The 16347-nt window shown below is 45.8% G+C and carries 16 protein-coding genes, 1 tRNA gene and 1 pseudogene; 14 read left to right on the forward strand and 4 right to left on the reverse strand.

Translation table 11 applies throughout. The features are described from left to right. The first annotated feature begins 3 nt into the window (after positions 1-3). Genes P253_RS01920 through miaE form a run of 7 tightly spaced genes read left to right on the forward strand, consistent with a single transcriptional unit; the run spans position 4 to position 4419 of the window. Positions 4-375: a DUF4845 domain-containing protein gene (locus P253_RS01920; RefSeq protein WP_016660032.1), complete on the forward strand. Its 372-nt coding sequence runs from the start codon at positions 4-6 to the stop codon at positions 373-375. Next, positions 347-1048 (forward strand): ribonuclease III, encoded by a 702-nt coding sequence (rnc, locus tag P253_RS01925; RefSeq protein WP_005176685.1) that lies wholly within the window; start codon positions 347-349, stop codon positions 1046-1048. The genes P253_RS01920 and rnc overlap by 29 nt, the downstream gene beginning before the upstream one ends. Then, positions 1045-2073, forward strand: coding sequence for a GTPase Era (gene era / locus P253_RS01930; protein WP_016660033.1), 1029 nt, complete (start codon positions 1045-1047; stop codon positions 2071-2073). The genes rnc and era overlap by 4 nt, the downstream gene beginning before the upstream one ends. A 21-nt stretch (positions 2074-2094) precedes the next feature. Next, positions 2095-2283: an NF038104 family lipoprotein gene (locus P253_RS01935; RefSeq protein ID WP_016660034.1), complete on the forward strand. Its 189-nt coding sequence runs from the start codon at positions 2095-2097 to the stop codon at positions 2281-2283. A 17-nt stretch (positions 2284-2300) separates the two neighbouring features. Beyond that, positions 2301-3011, forward strand: coding sequence for a DNA repair protein RecO (recO, locus tag P253_RS01940; protein ID WP_016660035.1), 711 nt, complete (start codon positions 2301-2303; stop codon positions 3009-3011). 13 nt (positions 3012-3024) lie between these two features. After that, a complete protein-coding gene (gene pdxJ / locus P253_RS01945; protein WP_016660036.1) occupies positions 3025-3750 on the forward strand; it encodes a pyridoxine 5'-phosphate synthase in 726 nt (241 codons plus the stop codon). A 15-nt stretch (positions 3751-3765) separates the two neighbouring features. Further along, positions 3766-4419, forward strand: coding sequence for a MiaE family protein (miaE, locus tag P253_RS01950; RefSeq protein WP_005176696.1), 654 nt, complete (start codon positions 3766-3768; stop codon positions 4417-4419). Between the two features lie 260 nt (positions 4420-4679). Here the strand turns inward: miaE and P253_RS01955 are convergent. Then, positions 4680-4755, reverse strand: a tRNA-Asn gene (locus P253_RS01955). A gap of 236 nt (positions 4756-4991) precedes the next feature. Here P253_RS01955 and P253_RS01965 point away from each other — a divergent pair. Then, entirely contained in the window at positions 4992-5450 is a 459-nt protein-coding gene (locus P253_RS01965; protein WP_016660037.1) for a hypothetical protein, read from the forward strand. A 96-nt stretch (positions 5451-5546) separates the two neighbouring features. On the opposite strand, the gene P253_RS01970 is transcribed toward P253_RS01965, so the two are convergent. Beyond that, positions 5547-6782: a pyridoxal phosphate-dependent aminotransferase gene (locus tag P253_RS01970; RefSeq protein ID WP_016660038.1), complete on the reverse strand. Its 1236-nt coding sequence runs from the start codon at positions 6780-6782 to the stop codon at positions 5547-5549. Positions 6783-7001: 219 nt separating this feature from the next. On the opposite strand from P253_RS01970, the gene P253_RS01975 reads away from it, so the two are divergent. After that, complete coding sequence (locus P253_RS01975) at positions 7002-7184, forward strand: hypothetical protein (protein ID WP_005176699.1); 183 nt, start codon at positions 7002-7004, stop codon at positions 7182-7184. A 46-nt stretch (positions 7185-7230) separates the two neighbouring features. Here the strand turns inward: P253_RS01975 and P253_RS01980 are convergent. Next, positions 7231-8680, reverse strand: a pseudogene (locus P253_RS01980) (diguanylate cyclase domain-containing protein). A 159-nt stretch (positions 8681-8839) separates the two neighbouring features. After that, a complete protein-coding gene (locus P253_RS01985; protein ID WP_016660041.1) occupies positions 8840-9619 on the reverse strand; it encodes an A1S_2505 family phage non-structural protein in 780 nt (259 codons plus the stop codon). Positions 9620-9928: 309 nt separating this feature from the next. Between P253_RS01985 and uvrB the strand changes: the two genes are divergently transcribed. The 5 genes from uvrB (at position 9929) to P253_RS02010 (ending at position 16336) form a co-directional block, all read left to right on the forward strand. Next, positions 9929-11950 carry an excinuclease ABC subunit UvrB gene (gene uvrB / locus P253_RS01990; RefSeq protein WP_035362953.1) on the forward strand — a complete coding sequence of 674 codons (2022 nt, stop codon included), beginning with the start codon at positions 9929-9931 and terminating at the stop codon, positions 11948-11950. A gap of 124 nt (positions 11951-12074) precedes the next feature. Beyond that, positions 12075-12662, forward strand: coding sequence for a lipocalin family protein (locus P253_RS01995; protein WP_016660043.1), 588 nt, complete (start codon positions 12075-12077; stop codon positions 12660-12662). A 134-nt stretch (positions 12663-12796) separates the two neighbouring features. After that, positions 12797-13726, forward strand: coding sequence for an EamA family transporter RarD (gene rarD / locus P253_RS02000; protein WP_016660044.1), 930 nt, complete (start codon positions 12797-12799; stop codon positions 13724-13726). 269 nt (positions 13727-13995) lie between these two features. Further along, positions 13996-15453, forward strand: coding sequence for a glyceraldehyde-3-phosphate dehydrogenase (locus tag P253_RS02005; RefSeq protein WP_016660045.1), 1458 nt, complete (start codon positions 13996-13998; stop codon positions 15451-15453). A gap of 172 nt (positions 15454-15625) precedes the next feature. Then, positions 15626-16336 carry a hypothetical protein gene (locus tag P253_RS02010; RefSeq protein WP_035362956.1) on the forward strand — a complete coding sequence of 237 codons (711 nt, stop codon included), beginning with the start codon at positions 15626-15628 and terminating at the stop codon, positions 16334-16336. Positions 16337-16347: the final 11 nt, after the last annotated feature.

The following is a 16347-nucleotide window of genomic DNA, read 5'->3' on the forward strand; positions in this document are numbered from 1 at the left end:
AAAATGCGTCATCAACAAGGGGCATCGTATATTGCAATTCTGGTTGCAATTATTGGTTTTGCTTTTATGGTAAAAATTGCAGTTGCGGTTTGGGGACCGTATTTCGATGATCGAATGCTGGATAACCAGATTAAAGAGCAGTTGATTCATGGACCCAAAAACCTGAGTCCGCAAAAATTCATTGGGGAAATGGATAAGCGTTTAAGTATGAACAACATTCGTGATATTAAATTTGCGGATGTTGCCCAGGTCACCAATGTAGATGGTCTACAGGTGAAGAAAGACTATGAGATAAGAAAACCGTTCTTATTGAATATTGATATTGTCATGAAATTCGAGAAAAGTTTTGATCAAAGCTCAGTCCAAGCTCAATGAAACGCGTTTGGCCAGCCGCATCGGATACCAGTTTAAACAGCCGGATCTGCTCAAGCTGGCGCTGACGCATCGTTCGGTCAGTCACAAACACAACTATGAACGCCTAGAATTTCTAGGCGATTCACTTTTAGGGATGATTATTGCCAATTATCTCTACACCGCCTATCCGCAGGAAAACGAAGGGCGGCTGACCCGTATGCGCGCAACGCTGGTGCGTCAGGAAGCGCTGGGTAAAATCGCCAATGATTTAAAACTCAGTCAAAATTTAATTCTCAGTACCGGTGAATTGAAATCAGGCGGTCATCATCGCGAGTCTATACTTGCAGATGCAGTCGAGGCGATTATTGGTGCGATTTATATCGACTGTGGGGATTTAAACCTGCTACAGACGATTGTGTTAAAATGGTACGTGCCTTATCTGGATCATATTGAGCCAACCGATCAGCTCAAAGATCCGAAATCACGCCTACAAGAGTATTTACAAGCACGTAAAAAACCTCTCCCAGTTTACGAGGTTGTAGATATTCAGGGTGATGCCCCGAACCAGCATTTCAAGGTGGAATGCCGGGTCGATGCTTTACCGGTAATGAAAGGTGAAGGTTCTAGTCGCCGCTTTGCCGAGCAGGCAGTTGCCGCGGAAATTTTAAAACTCTTGGAGCAAACGTCTCAATGACAATCCATTCCGATCACAACGATGCTGATCACGAGTCGCAAAGCGACAGCCACGATTTAATCAATCAATTCTTCAGTTCACAAGGTCAGGAAATTCCATCGGATTACCGTAGCGGATTTGTGGCCATTGTGGGCCGGCCAAACGTGGGTAAATCTACCTTGATGAACCACCTGTTGGGTCAAAAACTGTCTATTACCTCGCGTAAGCCGCAAACCACCCGCCATAAAATTGTCGGGATTGATTCGCGTGAAAAATCTCAGGCGGTCTATGTCGATACCCCGGGGATGCACAAAAAAGAAGTGCGTGCCATCAACAAAATGATGAACCGTGCCGCGCACTCGGCGCTGCGTGATGTGAACCTGGTATTATTCGTTGTCGATGCACAAAAATGGACCCAGAACGATGAACTCGTACTGGAGAAATTGAAAAATGCAGACATGCCAGTCATTCTGGTGATCAATAAACTGGATACCTTCGAGAATAAAAATCAGGCGCTGCCGCTGATTCAGGAGCGCGCCAAGCTGATGAACTTTGCAGAAATTGTGCCGGTATCTGCGCTGCGTGGTGCCAATCTGGAACATCTGCGTGACACCATTGAGCAATATCTGCCATTCCAGCCACCGCTGTATTCATTTGATCAGGTTACCGACCGTTCCGAGCGCTTCCTGGCCTCTGAAATTATTCGTGAAAAAATCATGCGTCAGCTTGGTGAAGAGTTGCCATACGATTTAACCGTACAGATTGAATCATTTAAAACCGAAGAGCCGGCTTTAAATGAAAAAACCGGTCGTATGAAACCGGCCTGTACCTATATTGATGCCACCATTTTCGTAGACCGTCCGGGGCAAAAAGCCATTGTGATTGGTGAAAAAGGTGCTAAGCTGAAAAAAATCGGGATGGATGCCCGTGTCGATATGGAAAAAATGTTCGAACAGAAAATCATGCTCACGCTTTGGGTGAAAGTCAAAGGTGGCTGGTCAGATGATGAACGTGCATTAAAAAGCTTGGGATACAGCGATATCTAAGCCATGAAACGAGGAACTGTAATGACCAAAATTGCTGTGATTTTAGCCTGCATGTTCATGCTGCAGGGCTGTATTCATAAGGTGGTTACAGTTCCGGTTAAAGTGGCCTATAAAACTACCAAAGGCGTGGTCAAAGGCACTGCCGCTGTGGTCGGTGCAGTCATTCCCGATGGGGATGAAGAAGATGAAAACAAAAAGCAAGATGATTAGGCTGATGTCCTGCCCGCATGCGAAATGAAGTCTTGCATGGCTACCTGATCCATCATCGTAAATACCGTGAGCGTAGTCATATTGTGCATCTGTTTACCCAGGAATATGGGCGGATTGATGGTATTTTAAGACAAACCCCGCCACCACAATATCAACCGATTAGCCTGCAGGCCTCGGGTAAATCTGAACTGAAAAATTTTACCAAACTGGAAATTATCAACCAGCCCGTATTTTTCTTTGGCGATGCCTTTTTCTCCGGTTTTTATCTGAATGAAATTTTGCTGCGTCTGTGTCCGCTCGAAGTCGAGATGCCCGAGACTTTTCTGCAATATGCCACGACTTTGCAGCAATTGCAGCAGCTGTCGAGCCATCCGCAGCCGAACAGCTTTTTAAGACAGATTCTGCGCCAGTTTGAGCATGTGTTGCTGCAAGAACTGGGTTATGCCATCGACTTTGAAGTGGATGCCAACCAGCAGCCGATTGGTGCAACGCAGCAGTACCAGTTTTTATTAAATGAAGGCTTTATGCCAACGGCGCAGGCTTCCCGTTCTGGTTTAAGTGGCGCGCAGATTTTGAGTATGCGTGACCATGAAAAGGGTAGGGATTTTAATCCAGAACAGTTACAATTACTGTCTAAATTATATCGGCAGATGATCAGCTCCCTGCTGGGAGATCGGCCGTTAAAAAGTCGTCAATTGTGGATACAGAACTCCCAAACACAATCGTAATTAGGAAAAGAGTATGGCTGCATTACTTGGTGTAAATATTGACCATGTTGCAACATTGCGACAAGCACGTGGCACCACTTACCCAGATCCGGTCAATGCCGCACTGATTTGTGAACAGGCTGGTGCAGAGGGTATTACCTTGCATCTGCGTGAAGATCGTCGTCATATTCAGGATGATGATGTGCGTCGTATGCGTCCATTGCTGAAAACCCGCATGAATCTGGAAATGGCGGTGACTGATGAAATGGTCGAGTTCGCCAAAGAAATCAAACCGCATCATGTTTGCTTTGTCCCGGAAAAACGCCAGGAAGTCACCACTGAAGGTGGACTGGATGTGGTCGGTAATTTTGCGGCGGTAAAAGCGGCAACGCAGGCTCTCTCTGTTCTGGGTTGTGATGTATCCCTGTTTATTGATGCTGACTTTGCCCAGATTGATGCCGCAGTTGCTTGTGGTGCACCAACCATTGAAATTCATACCGGTGCTTACGCCGATGCTGAAACCGCAGAGGCGCAGCAGGCTGAGCTGGAACGTATTGTGAAAGGTGCCGAATATGCCGCGGCCAAAGGTCTGGTGGTGAATGCCGGCCATGGCCTGAATTTAGATAACGTGACGCCGATTGCCGCAATCCCGCAAATTCATGAACTGAATATTGGTCACTCGCTCATTGCCGATGCGGTGTTTGTGGGTCTGGCCCAAGCTGTACAGCAAATGAAAGCAGCGATTAAAGCTGCACGATAATCTTGAAGTTTTTGTATGTCGACAATCAATTATGATGAGCTCATGAAGCCGGTGATCGGCTTCCTGGGCTGTGAAACCCCGCAAGCCTGGCTGGACGAAGCACTGAATAATCTGGAAATCCTGATGCAGGATCATGCCAACTGCGAAAAAAAAGCCGCCGGTACAGCCATGAACCTGATGTTCCGCTACAGCTTCTTTACCGATTTGCAGGTCAAGCTGGCGCAACTGGTTCGTGAAGAAATGCTGCACTATGAACAGGTGCTGGAATTCATGAACAAACGCGGACAGGAGTGGAAAGGCTTAAGCGCAGGTCGTTATGCTGGCGGCTTACGCAAAGAAATCCGTACCTATGAACCAGAAGCGTTAATTGATGTACTGGTGATTGGCGCCTTTGTAGAAGCGCGTTCCTGTGAGCGTTTTTATGCCTTGGCACCGCATGTTGATGAAGAGCTGGGGCGTTACTACCGCTATTTGCTGAAATCTGAATCGCGTCATTATGAAGATTATCTGGCACTGGCATTGGACGTTGCCAAAACTGCCAAGCTAAAAAATCCGGAAGAAGATATTCAGGGCCGGATTCAGCATATTCGTGAAGTGGAAAAAAATCTGATTTTAAGCCCGGATGATACTTTCCGTTTCCATAGCGGTGTGCCGGCGCAGGCAGCTTGAAACAGTCAATATTTTTTGAGAGAAAACGGGACTTCGGTTCCGTTTTTTTATGGCTGCGAGAAGGGGAATCAGGATTGATCTGCCTGTTTGAAGATAGAACTGATCTGCTGATGGACGTCTTGCTATTAGATCGCTCGGGAAGATGTCATCCTCTTTTGGCAGCCTTCAGATGTGAATCGCTGTGGGAATTAAAAAGATTGGAAGCTATAAATTTTGGCAATAAAAAGCCCAAGTCTTAAATGCTTGGGCTTTCTTGAATTTGGCTCTCCCACCTGGGCTCGAACCAGGGACCTGCGGATTAACAGTCCGTCGCTCTACCGACTGAGCTATGGGAGAATCTGAATGCGATTATAGAGGGATTTCAGCAGGGGTCAAGCGAAAACTGTCATCTTTTTTACATTTAAAGTTTATATGCTTTTTATTTGTGCAAAATAAAATAAAACACGAAAAAATCTTGCAAAGCAAAAAATCTGTTGTTAGATTAAATCCAGAAAGTCGTTTGACCAAATGGTTAAACAGTGTGGATTTAAACCAACTTGCCAGCACAAAAATGGCTAAATCGGAGACAGCGAATGAATACGCTCAGCATCCCTGAAATTTTTGCAAATCTCAATTTTTACAAAGACAACTACCTTTCTCTTATCAGCAATCCAGCAGATTATTATACGCCTGTTGCTTCGGCCTATATCAACATATGGCCAGTCGGGCATGTCGATCTGTATCTGGGCGATTTGCTGCAGCTGTGGTTTAGTGAAAAATGGCTGATCAATGAGCCATGTTTCCAGCTTTCAGAGCATCCGGATCATGCAACCCGCACACCATTACAGCGCAGCCAGGATTTATACCTGTATCAGCTTGCCGGCAGTGCCTTGTCGGGTAGTAACCGCTGCCGGGTCTGGTCGGCTTCTGAACAAAAAGAACTGCGGGTGAGTCTGGATAGTGCCTTTAAATATTACTGTATTTATAAGGGTACAGACCGTCCTGACATCTCACGCAGTCAGCTCATTCAGGCGCTGAAAAAGGCCATCTAACCGTTATCTATGGTCCGCTGAATTGAGCGTTTAGAGTTAAATCAGGCCATAAAAAAACCGCGAACAGGTCGCGGTTTTTTTATTGCTCAGAAGAGATTATTGAGCAGCTTTTTCAGCTTCGATCGACGCAATCGCTTCATCAATGCCTTCGATTGAATCCGCCGCTTTCTTGATACGCGCTAACGCATCTACCAGCACTTCATCAGCCGTTGCATAAGAGATACGCATGAAACCGCCTAAACCGAATGCATCACCTGGAACCACGGCCACGCCCGTTTCTTCCAGTAACCATGCAGAGAATTCTGTGCAAGATTTTAAGCCTTTAGCACGAATCAGTGGTTTGATGTTGGCGTAAGCATAGAACGCACCATCTGCAGGTAAGCAAGAAATACCTTTGATGTCGTTCAGGCCGTTTACCACCAGGTCATGACGGCGTTTAAACGCTTCAATCATTGGTTGTAGAACGTCTTGAGGACCGTTTAATGCAGCTTCTGCAGCTACTTGTGAAATAGACGTCGGGTTAGAGGTTGACTGAGACTGGATTTTTTTCATCGCGCCGATCAATTTAGCAGGGCCCGCTGCATAGCCGATACGCCAGCCAGTCATGGCATAGGCTTTAGACACACCGTTTAACACGATAGTGCGGTCATACAGGTCTGGTGCAACAGTAGCGATGTTGTAGAACTCGTCATCCCAGCGGATTGGTTCGTACATGTCGTCAGATGCGATATACACTTCTGGGTATTTACGCAGTACTTCAGCCAGAGCTTCCAGTTCAGCTTTGGTGTAGATCATGCCTGTCGGGTTAGACGGGCTGTTCAGTACCACTAAACGGGTTTTGTCTGTGATGGCTGCTTCTAACTGAGTAGGAGTGATTTTGAAGCGTTGTTCTTCGCCACATTTTACAATCACTGGCACGCCTTCAGCGATGATCACCATATCTGGATAGCTTACCCAGAATGGTGCAGGGATGATCACTTCATCACCTTTGTTTAACAGTGCAAGTGCCAAGTTAAAGAATGATTGTTTACCACCGCAAGACACCAGAATCTGGTTGGCTTGGTAGTCAAGGTTATTGTCACGTTTTAGTTTCGCAATAATGGCTTTTTTCAGGCCTGGCGTACCGTCAACAGCGGTATATTTGGTAAAACCGTTGTTAATCGCTGCAATTGCTGCATCTTTGATGTGTTGTGGTGTATCGAAATCCGGTTCGCCTGCACCCAAGCCAATTACGTTATGACCAGCAGCTTTCAATTCAGCAGCTTTGTTTGTCACAGCAAGCGTTGGGGACGGTTTGATGGCATTTACACGATCAGAGAGACGTACGTCCACGGCAGTATTCCTTCTTATAGGGATTAAAAAATAAAAAGCACACTATCTTAGCTCAAAAATAGTCACTTCGTCGTTTAAAATCTCAACAAATTAATAAAAAATCACGAAATTTGTGCTTCTGCGCCTCAAAATAAGGCATTTTTGAGAATAAAAAGCCGGAGGCTCGCTTCTGACTGCAAAAAACCTTAAAATAGCGCTAATTTGATTTGAGTTATCGTCATGAGTAAGCAGCAGCCTACTTCAAAAAAACCTGTGGTAAAACTCCCATTCCCAATGCCATCTGCGGAAGAAAAAGCCCAGATGGATGCCTTGCATAATCAGGTTCGTCCTAAAGATGAAGGTTATGCCGACAAGCTGTTTCCACCACCACGTGGGACCCGTAAATCTATGGGTAAACGCTAAGAAAAATGCCACGTTCTGTGGCATTTTTTATGGGCGCTTGATGGGTTTAATCCTGGGTTTCACGCCGGTCAAACTGGACATAATAGGCGCGTTTTTGGGTGTACATGGCCTGATCGGCGCGTTTTAGCATCTCTTCAATACTTTCCTGTGGTAGTGTGGTCGCAGACCCAATCGACAGATTCAGCATCTGATTACCATGAAACTGACTGTCAATTAACAGCAGTTCCTGCAAGCCTGCCAAACAGTTGTGCATGGCAATCTCATCAGCACCCGGCAGCAAAATCACAAATTCATCACCACCAATGCGGCAGGCACTGTACTGGGTATTCTGGACAAGCTGATTCAGCAGTTCACCGGTGCGTCTGAGCAGATCATCACCGCTATCATGGCCAAAGGCATCATTCACAACTTTTAAGCCATTCATATCAATATAGATACTGGATACAGGCCGTAGACTGCTGCGCTCTAAGCGATTCACTTCTTCGCTATAATGCGAGCGATTCAGCAGCTTGGTCAGCACATCATGCTTTCCCAGATATTCCAGATAATTTTCGGCTTTTTTTACGCGCGGTAATATCGGTCAAGGCCACCTGAACCGTGCTCCAGTCCTCTTCATAGCCGGGAAATACGGTAAATTGCAGCAATACATGGCGGATGCTGCCATCCAGCGCATAATTGATGGCTTCACGCTGATGGTGAATATTGCCGTTCCAGAGCTCGATCAGCTGTTCCCTGAACGTATGCTGCATTTCACCGGCAAAAATTTTATGAATATTTTGCAGCAGGGTGTTTTTGTCCGGGGCGCCAAATAAATCCAGCGTGGCCTGATTGACATCAATAATCAGTACATCGCGGATACATTGCTGGATAAAATCCGGATGCACATCTAAAAAGGTATTGAAATCATCTATGCCCAAATGGCGCAGCTGATCGAGCCGGCTTTTAATCCGGCTAAAATCTTCCACCCACAAGGAGGTGGGAGAATAGACAAAGCGCGATTCAGCCAGTAAACGCTGCTGATCTGCCTGCCGGCGCGCTGCGGTATAAGGGGTAATGTTTTCGGTACTGACCAGCACCAAAGACAGGTCTTGCTCATGTGAAGGGACTACGGTGCCGCGTAACTGGATATCCAGCCGTTTACCGTTCAGGCTGTAATTGACCGCCTGACTGGAAAATTCGGTTTGACCTTCCCACAAGCTGATCAGTTCATCAATATGGGTACTGGTCATATCACCTTTAAAAATCTGCTCCAGGTTGCTAATTAAATGCTGCAGATCTTGGGCTTCATACAGTTCCAGGGTTTTCTGGTTTACGCTCAGAATTTTAATTTTACGGGCACATTCAATGACACGGCTTGGATCTTCCAGTAAATAGCCACGTAAATCCTGAATGCCTTGTGCGCGCCACAGCTCAAACTGTTTTTTAATTTCACTAAAGTCTTCCAGCCACAGGGCAATCGGCGCAAGGGTAAAAACAGGCGTGTCCAGTATTGTCATAGTCTGAAGCTCGATTATTCTAGTGAATGAAAAATAGAATTATAATCAAGTTTTTATTATGTGATAAGAATTGTGTTTATTTTTATAAATGTGATTTTCATCACTGAATTAAAAAGCAGCCGGCTCAGTGGCCGGCTGCTCTGGTATTAAAAAGAGGGATTATTTTTTGGCCCGATGCGCCGGACGCGGTGGGGTAATTTCACGTTGACCATGCCAGACTTCGGCAAAATCCTGTTCATTAATACTATACAGTTCCAGTAAGGCTAGAATCACCCCGCCAAACAGCATGGAACCTTCAGAGTTGCTTTGCCATTCGAAGACCTTGCCTTTCAGGCCATATAAAATATCTTCAATTTCAAAAATCCGGTCACGGCCATTGCTGTCGGTCGGGTACATCTGGGTATTCAGCAAAATTTTAGCCAGACTTTTTTCATTGTCATTTAAAGCCAGTACTTCAATCAGTTCATCCGGATTGCTGGCAAAAATCACCGGATCACGAAAAATGGTATGCAGAAAATGCTGGTTCAGTTTCGGTAAAGATTTCTCGACAAAAGGCCGGAAGGAGGCCGGGAAAATCACATTGTGGGAAATGCCTTTAAACATCGGGGCGATTTCCTCGACTTTATAACCGGCAATACCACAGCCAATTGAAGTCAGAAAATACTTCATTTTCGGATGATTTTTGGTATAGGTTTTAAAGTCATCTATATAGTGCTGAATTTGCGACAGCGGCATTTGCTGCAAATGCTCGTTCATGGTTGGAATGGCAAAGCTTTGTCCGGCCCAGCCACGCCCTACGCCGCGCACGGCGCCAAAGTGTTGCAGGGCAGTGCGCGCTGCACCGCCGGCATGATCACCCGCCAGATTACTGCCAAAGACAAAAATCGTATCTTCAGGCAAGCTTTTAATAATACTTTCATCATGATATCGGTAAGTCATTGTGATTAAATCTATGTGATCCCTTGTGTTCATGTTGCCCGTGAAGCGGGGCAGAATCAAGTGAAAAAGCACAAGACGAGGGTGTTTTTCTGTTTCACATGAAGATTTTGCTTTGATCTGGGTATGTCTGGTGAGAGTGTGCCAAACAGCAGCGGGTGAAGGTCTTTATTTCAGTTGCACTGCGGACTAAAAACAGAACCTTGCCGATGCTGCCGGTGACAAGAAAGTGTACAAAAATTACAATCTGAAGCCAGATAATAGGCTGAATCTGTTAGACTATTTTTTTCGATCTGTATGAGTACGCTATCCGTGAGTGATCATCAACCTTTTGAATTGGTTACCCATTATCAACCTGCTGGAGATCAGCCGCAGGCCATTGAAAAGCTGGTGCAGGGAATTCAAAAGGGCATGCATGATCAGTTGCTGCTGGGGGTAACCGGTTCCGGCAAGACCTATACCATGGCCAACGTGATTGCCCAGTTACAGCGGCCAACTATTGTGATGGCGCATAACAAGACTCTGGCGGCCCAGCTCTACGGCGAATTTAAAGCCTTTTTCCCGCATAACTCGGTTGAATATTTTGTCAGTTATTATGACTACTATCAGCCGGAAGCCTATGTGCCATCTTCCGATACCTTTATTGAAAAAGATGCTGCCATTAATGATCACATTGACCAGATGCGACTGTCGGCGACGCGGGCATTACTGGAACGTCGTGACTCGATTATTGTGGCATCGGTATCGGCTATTTACGGTCTGGGTGATCCGAATGCCTATATGAGCATGTTGCTGCATGTGGTGCAGGGCGACCGGATTCAACGTGAAGACATCATCCGCCGGCTGGTAGAAATGCAATATAGCCGCAATGAACTAGAGTTTTTGCGCGGGACCTACCGGATTCGCGGTGAAATTATTGATATTTTCCCGGCAGAATCAGAGCAGAATGCCATCCGGATTGAACTGTTTGATGATGAGGTTGATTCGATCCGCTGGTTTGATCCGCTGACCGGCAAAATGATCCGCAAAGTGCCACGCGTCACCATCTACCCGAAAAGCCACTATGTCACGCCTAAAGACCATCTGCAGCGCGCCATTGAAACCATTCGTGAAGAACTGAAAGAGCGTTTAGGCTTTTTCCGTGCACATGACAAGCTGCTGGAAGCACAGCGTATTGAGCAGCGTACCCGTTATGATCTGGAAATGATGCAGCAGCTCGGCTATACCAATGGCATTGAAAACTATTCCCGTCATTTATCCGGTCGTCCGGCCGGTGAAGCGCCACCGACCCTGTTTGACTATGTGCCGGATGATGCCTTGCTGATTATTGATGAGTCGCATGTTACCGTGCCACAAATTGGCGCCATGTATAAAGGTGACCGTTCGCGTAAGGAAAACCTGGTCAATTATGGTTTCCGTTTGCCAAGTGCGCTGGATAACCGGCCAATGAAATTTGAAGAATGGGAACGGATTATTCCAAGCACTATTTATGTCAGTGCCACACCGGCGCAGTATGAACTGGAAAAAGCTGAACAGATTGTCGAGCAGGTGGTGCGTCCAACCGGTCTGATTGACCCGGAAATTGAAATCCGCCCAGTGCTGACCCAGGTCGATGATGTCCTGTCGGAAATTAACCTGCGTAAAGATAAAAACGAACGGGTTCTGGTCACGACCTTAACCAAGCGCATGGCCGAAGATTTAAGTTCCTATTTAAAAGAATACGGCATTAAAGTGGCCTATCTGCACTCCGATATTGATACGGTCGAGCGGGTCAAGATTATTCATGAGCTGCGTACCGGAATTTATGATGTGCTGGTGGGGATTAACCTGCTGCGTGAAGGTCTGGATATGCCAGAAGTCTCGCTGGTGGCGATTCTGGATGCTGACAAGGAAGGCTTCCTGCGTTCCGAACGTTCGCTGATTCAGACCATTGGTCGTGCTGCGCGGAATATTGCCGGTAAGGCGATTTTATATGCTGACCGGATAACCGATTCCATGCAAAAAGCCATTGATGAAACTGAACGTCGCCGAGCCAAGCAAATTGAATTTAACCAGTTGCATGGGATTACTCCGCGCAGTGCTGTGCGTCAGGTCATTAAAGAAATTGATACCGGCGAGGTGCTGGAAGAAGATGTAATTGATGAGCAGATGGCAGCCCAAACCTTGGCCTTAACCGCGGATGAGCGGCATATCGTGTCGGACCCGAAACTGTTTGCCAAGCATGTGGCCAAGCTGGAAAAAGAGATGCTCAAAGCCTCAAAAGAATTGCAGTTTGAGCAGGCCGCACGTCTGCGTGATGAAATTATTCGTTTAAAGGCACAAATGCTGCAGTAAAGAAAAGTGTGGGAACTGTTAAAAAACTCCTTACATAACACAACAGTAAATACCTGAATTTACCGTTAATTTAGCCAAGTATGCTGAGAACTCCAGAACAATATTGAAGCTATAAGGTGACCTGATGAAAACGAATAATCTCCCTAAAGCGAGTTATAAATTGGCAAAAATTGCCGTAGGCGGGGCAGTGCTGGTCGGTTTAGGGCTGGCCACCATGGCTTATGCCCAGAAAGAGCCACTACCCACCGTTGAAAAAGTGGAATTGGATCGTTACCTAGGGGTCTGGTATGAGGTGGCACGTAAACCGATGTCCTTCCAGAATAAATGTGATAGGGATGTCACGGCGACCTATACCTTAAATGAAAATGGCAATATCAAGGTCGATAACCGCTGTATCACCAAAAATGGCGAACAAACCGTCTCTATTGGTGAAGCCTTTGTACAAAATGTGCCGTTTAATACCAAACTGAAAGTCAGCTTCCTGCCAGAATTTATCCGCTGGATGCCAATTGGTCGCGGTGATTACTGGGTGCTAAAACTGGATGAAGATTATCAGACCGTGCTGGTCGGTGAGCCACATCGCAAATATATGTGGGTGTTGTCGCGTACCCCGCAGGCCAATCCCGAAGTGATCAATGAATATCTCGAATATGCCAAATCTTTAGGCTATAACCTGGATGATATTATTCACACCAAACAGACAGCCCGTTAAAGCAATCTCCTACTAAAAATACACCATGCTCCGGCATGGTTTTTTTATTTTTCGGTCAATAATTCATGCACGAACAGAGTTTTCCGGAGATGAACTGAGTATAATCAGCGCTCGGCAAAGATCAGGAGTGAAAGATGTATAAAGGCGTTGCTTTGTCTGTATTGGCATCCGTCACTTTTGGTGTGCTGTATTTCTATACCCAGTTTCTGCAACCTTTAGACAGTGAAGAAATTTTTGCCTGGCGTATGCTGTCCACCTTGCCTTTTATCACCCTGTTTATGTGGTGGAGTGGTGATTTAAAGCATGTGGCCGAGATTTTCAGGCGGGTGCTACAACAGCCGCTTTTATTGCTGTGGCTGCTGATCAGTTCGTTCTTGTGTACTACACAACTGTGGCTGTTTTTATGGGGGCCAATTAACGGCCGTGGTCTGGAAGTGTCGCTCGGTTATTTCCTGTTGCCGCTGGTGATGGTGCTGGTTGGCTGTGTGCTGTATAAGGAAAAACTGTCCAGCTGGCAAATGCTGGCGGTGGCGCTAGCCGTACTGGGCGTCGGACATGAAATCTGGCGCATTGGCAGTGTGGCCTGGGAAACTGTGTATGTGGCGCTGGCTTATCCTTTGTATTTCTTTTTACGCCGTCAGTTTAAAACCGATAACCTGGGCGGTTTCTGGTGGGATCTGTTCCTGATTTTACCAGTCGCGTTTTATCTGGGCTTTGTTTATAGCGACAGCATGGCATTGCTGTTGAATTACTCGCATCTGATCTGGGCTGTGCTGGGACTGGGCTTTTTAAGTGCCTTAGGTTTGGGCAGTTATATTCTGGCCAGCCGTTATTTGCCTTTTGTGATTTTTGGTTTGCTTAGCTATCTGGAACCGGTGTTGCTGGCTTTCGCCTCGATGATGCTGGGCGAGCGTGTTGAAGCCGATGAATGGCTGACCTATATTCCAATCTGGCTGGCGGTATTGCTGCTGGTGATTGAAGGTGTACTGCATGTACTGAAACAGAAACGGCAGGAACGGGCCTTGCAAAAAAATGTCCAGAACTATCAGGACCGGCTGGAATAGCAAAAAAATATTGTTATCAGTCGGTAAAATTTGTCTGATAAAGCAACAAACAGATAACTTGCTCTTTTTTATATGAAAAATAGCGGTTTTTAAAGATTTAGGAGCGAAATCATAAAAATAATTACAACTATTTTGCAAATTTATACTGAATATATAGCAAAATAGAGCGGTCTTAGACAGCTTTTGATTCAATCTTGCCGCCAATTCCATTACAATTGTCGGGTTTTGAATTTTATGCCTAGATATACAATTAATTAGAGGACGTATCTGTGAGCAAAGAGACTATCATCGCCCTACACGCAGAGCACCAAGGTCGCTGGAAAAACCGTGAAGAAATCGCGGAACAAATGATCGCTTTGATCGGTAAGCTGTACCGTGAGAAAAATATTGTTGTTTCAGTATTTGGACGTTCTTTAGTTAACCGTTCAGTGATTCAGATTTTAAAAGCACACCGTTTCACGCGTATGATGGACGTTGAGCTTTCAGTTGTACACACTTTCCCGATTCTTGAAGCATTAGCAAAAGTTGAAAACATTGGTACTGCTGAAATTGACCTAGGTAAACTTGCGATTGCCTTTAAAGAGCAAGGCGGCGATGCAGATGCATTTGTAGCAGCTGCAGTCAAAGCGGTTGAAGGTCGTCCAACTTCTGTAGAAGGCCGTGATGTTGTACTTTACGGTTTCGGTCGTATCGGTCGTATCCTGGCACGTTTAATGATTGGTCAGTCTGGTCTTGGCCGTGGCTTGAACTTAAAAGCCATCGTAGTGCGTAAATCTGCAGATGGTGATCTGGAAAAACGTGCGTCTTTATTACGTCGTGACTCGATCCATGGTCCATTCTCTGGCACCATTTCTGTTGATGAAGAAAACGAAGCAATCATTGCGAATGGTCAGTTCATTAAAGTGATCTATGCCTCTAATCCGTCTGAAGTAGATTACACTGCATACGGTATTAACAATGCACTGGTAATCGACAACACCGGTAAATGGCGTGATGCTGACGGTCTGGCTCAGCACCTGCAATGCCCAGGCGCAGCACGTGTCATTCTGACTGCACCTGGTAAAGGTGACATGAAGAACGTTGTTTATGGTGTAAACCAGGGCGACATTCTTGATGAAGATGCCATCATCTCTGCAGCAAGCTGTACTACAAACGCAATCACGCCAACCTTGAAAGTGTTAGACGACAAATACAAGGTGCTTAACGGTCACGTTGAAACAGTTCACTCGTTCACTAACGACCAGAACCTGATCGACAACTATCACAAAGCTGACCGTCGTGGCCGTGCTGCTACATTGAACATGGTAATTACTGAAACTGGCGCAGCGAAAGCAGTTGCGAAAGCACTTCCAGCGCTGAAAGGCAAGTTAACCGGTAACTCTGTACGTGTTCCAACACCAAACGTATCACTGGCGATTCTGAACCTGACGCTTGAGAAAGAAGTTGAGCGTGACGAAGTGAACGAATACATCCGTCAAATCTCAATCAGCTCGAACCTGCAAGGTCAGATCGGTTATACCAACTCGACTGAAGTGGTATCTTCTGACTTCATCGGTTCACGTACTGCAGGTGTATTTGACGCGCAAGCAACCATCACTTCAGGTAACCGTTTAACGGCTTATGTATGGTACGACAACGAAGTGGGCTATAGCTGCCAGGTACTGCGTATCGCTGAACAGATGGGCGGCGTAAGCTATCCAAAAGTTCCTGCTGAAACAAATGCTTAATTTGTAATGCAGACCAGAAAGAGCCTCATTTGAGGCTCTTTTTTATCTTTCATTAAAATAATAAGCAAAGACGCTATACAAAAAATTGCAAACCGTATCACGGTTTTTGGACACAATTTCTGTCGAGAAAAACAAAAATGACAGATAGGATAAACCGTTGCCAAACAGATTGATGCTCCGCGGCATAATCTTGATGGTGCTGGCAGCCATGGTAGGTGTAGCAATTGCCTTATGGATTTTTCGGCATTTTCAGATTTATATTCCGCTCGAAAACCAGCAGGTCAATATTGATTTGCAGGAAGCACTCCAAGCCGAAGTTAAAATTCATGATGCACTGGATGTCGATGTCAGTGGCCGGGTCAATGCGGTTATTCCCATTCAGGAAAATCTGGATATTCCGCTGACCCAAACCTTAAATCCACGGGTGTATTTTGATACGCATGTCCCAATTCGTACCACCATTCCGGTGCGGGAAACCCTAAAAATTAACCAGCCCTTGGCGGTTGATACCCAGGTCAAAGTCAGGTTAATGGGTAAAGACATCAGTTTGCCGCTCAAAGGCACCATTCCCATTGTGCTGGATGTCCCCATTTATATGGATGTGCCGCTGGCACAAAAAGTCCATTTGAAATTTAATGCGCCGGTAAAAACGGTATTAAAAGAAAACCTGAATATTCCTTTAAAAACCACACTGAATACCCAGATTCCGGTACAAGGTCATTTAAATGTGCCAATTCAAACCGCGCTGAAGGCCTCGGTGGATGTAAAAAATACCTTACCAATTAAGATTGAGCAGGGTGAGCTGAATATTCCTTTAAACAGTATCCGTCTGGCGACGGCCGAAACGGCGCAGCCACAGACTACTGTACAAATGGTCGAGTAGAGGAGCGTGTA

Origin of the sequence: Acinetobacter indicus CIP 110367 (assembly GCF_000488255.1) — a bacterium.
GTDB lineage: Bacteria > Pseudomonadota > Gammaproteobacteria > Pseudomonadales > Moraxellaceae > Acinetobacter > Acinetobacter indicus.

Excerpts from the sequence above, each read along its gene's own strand:
- recO (WP_016660035.1), top strand. The coding sequence starts at position 2,301 with ATGCGAAATGAAGTCTTGCATGGCTACCTGATCCATCATCGTAAATAC.
- P253_RS01965 (WP_016660037.1), top strand. The coding sequence starts at position 4,992 with ATGAATACGCTCAGCATCCCTGAAATTTTTGCAAATCTCAATTTTTAC.
- P253_RS01935 (WP_016660034.1), top strand. The coding sequence starts at position 2,095 with ATGACCAAAATTGCTGTGATTTTAGCCTGCATGTTCATGCTGCAGGGC.
- P253_RS02010 (WP_035362956.1), top strand. The coding sequence starts at position 15,626 with ATGCTCCGCGGCATAATCTTGATGGTGCTGGCAGCCATGGTAGGTGTA.
- P253_RS01995 (WP_016660043.1), top strand. The coding sequence starts at position 12,075 with ATGAAAACGAATAATCTCCCTAAAGCGAGTTATAAATTGGCAAAAATT.
- miaE (WP_005176696.1), top strand. The coding sequence starts at position 3,766 with ATGTCGACAATCAATTATGATGAGCTCATGAAGCCGGTGATCGGCTTC.
- pdxJ (WP_016660036.1), top strand. The coding sequence starts at position 3,025 with ATGGCTGCATTACTTGGTGTAAATATTGACCATGTTGCAACATTGCGA.
- P253_RS01920 (WP_016660032.1), top strand. The coding sequence starts at position 4 with ATGCGTCATCAACAAGGGGCATCGTATATTGCAATTCTGGTTGCAATT.
- era (WP_016660033.1), top strand. The coding sequence starts at position 1,045 with ATGACAATCCATTCCGATCACAACGATGCTGATCACGAGTCGCAAAGC.
- P253_RS01975 (WP_005176699.1), top strand. The coding sequence starts at position 7,002 with ATGAGTAAGCAGCAGCCTACTTCAAAAAAACCTGTGGTAAAACTCCCA.
- P253_RS01985 (WP_016660041.1), bottom strand. The coding sequence starts at position 9,619 with ATGACTTACCGATATCATGATGAAAGTATTATTAAAAGCTTGCCTGAA.
- rarD (WP_016660044.1), top strand. The coding sequence starts at position 12,797 with ATGTATAAAGGCGTTGCTTTGTCTGTATTGGCATCCGTCACTTTTGGT.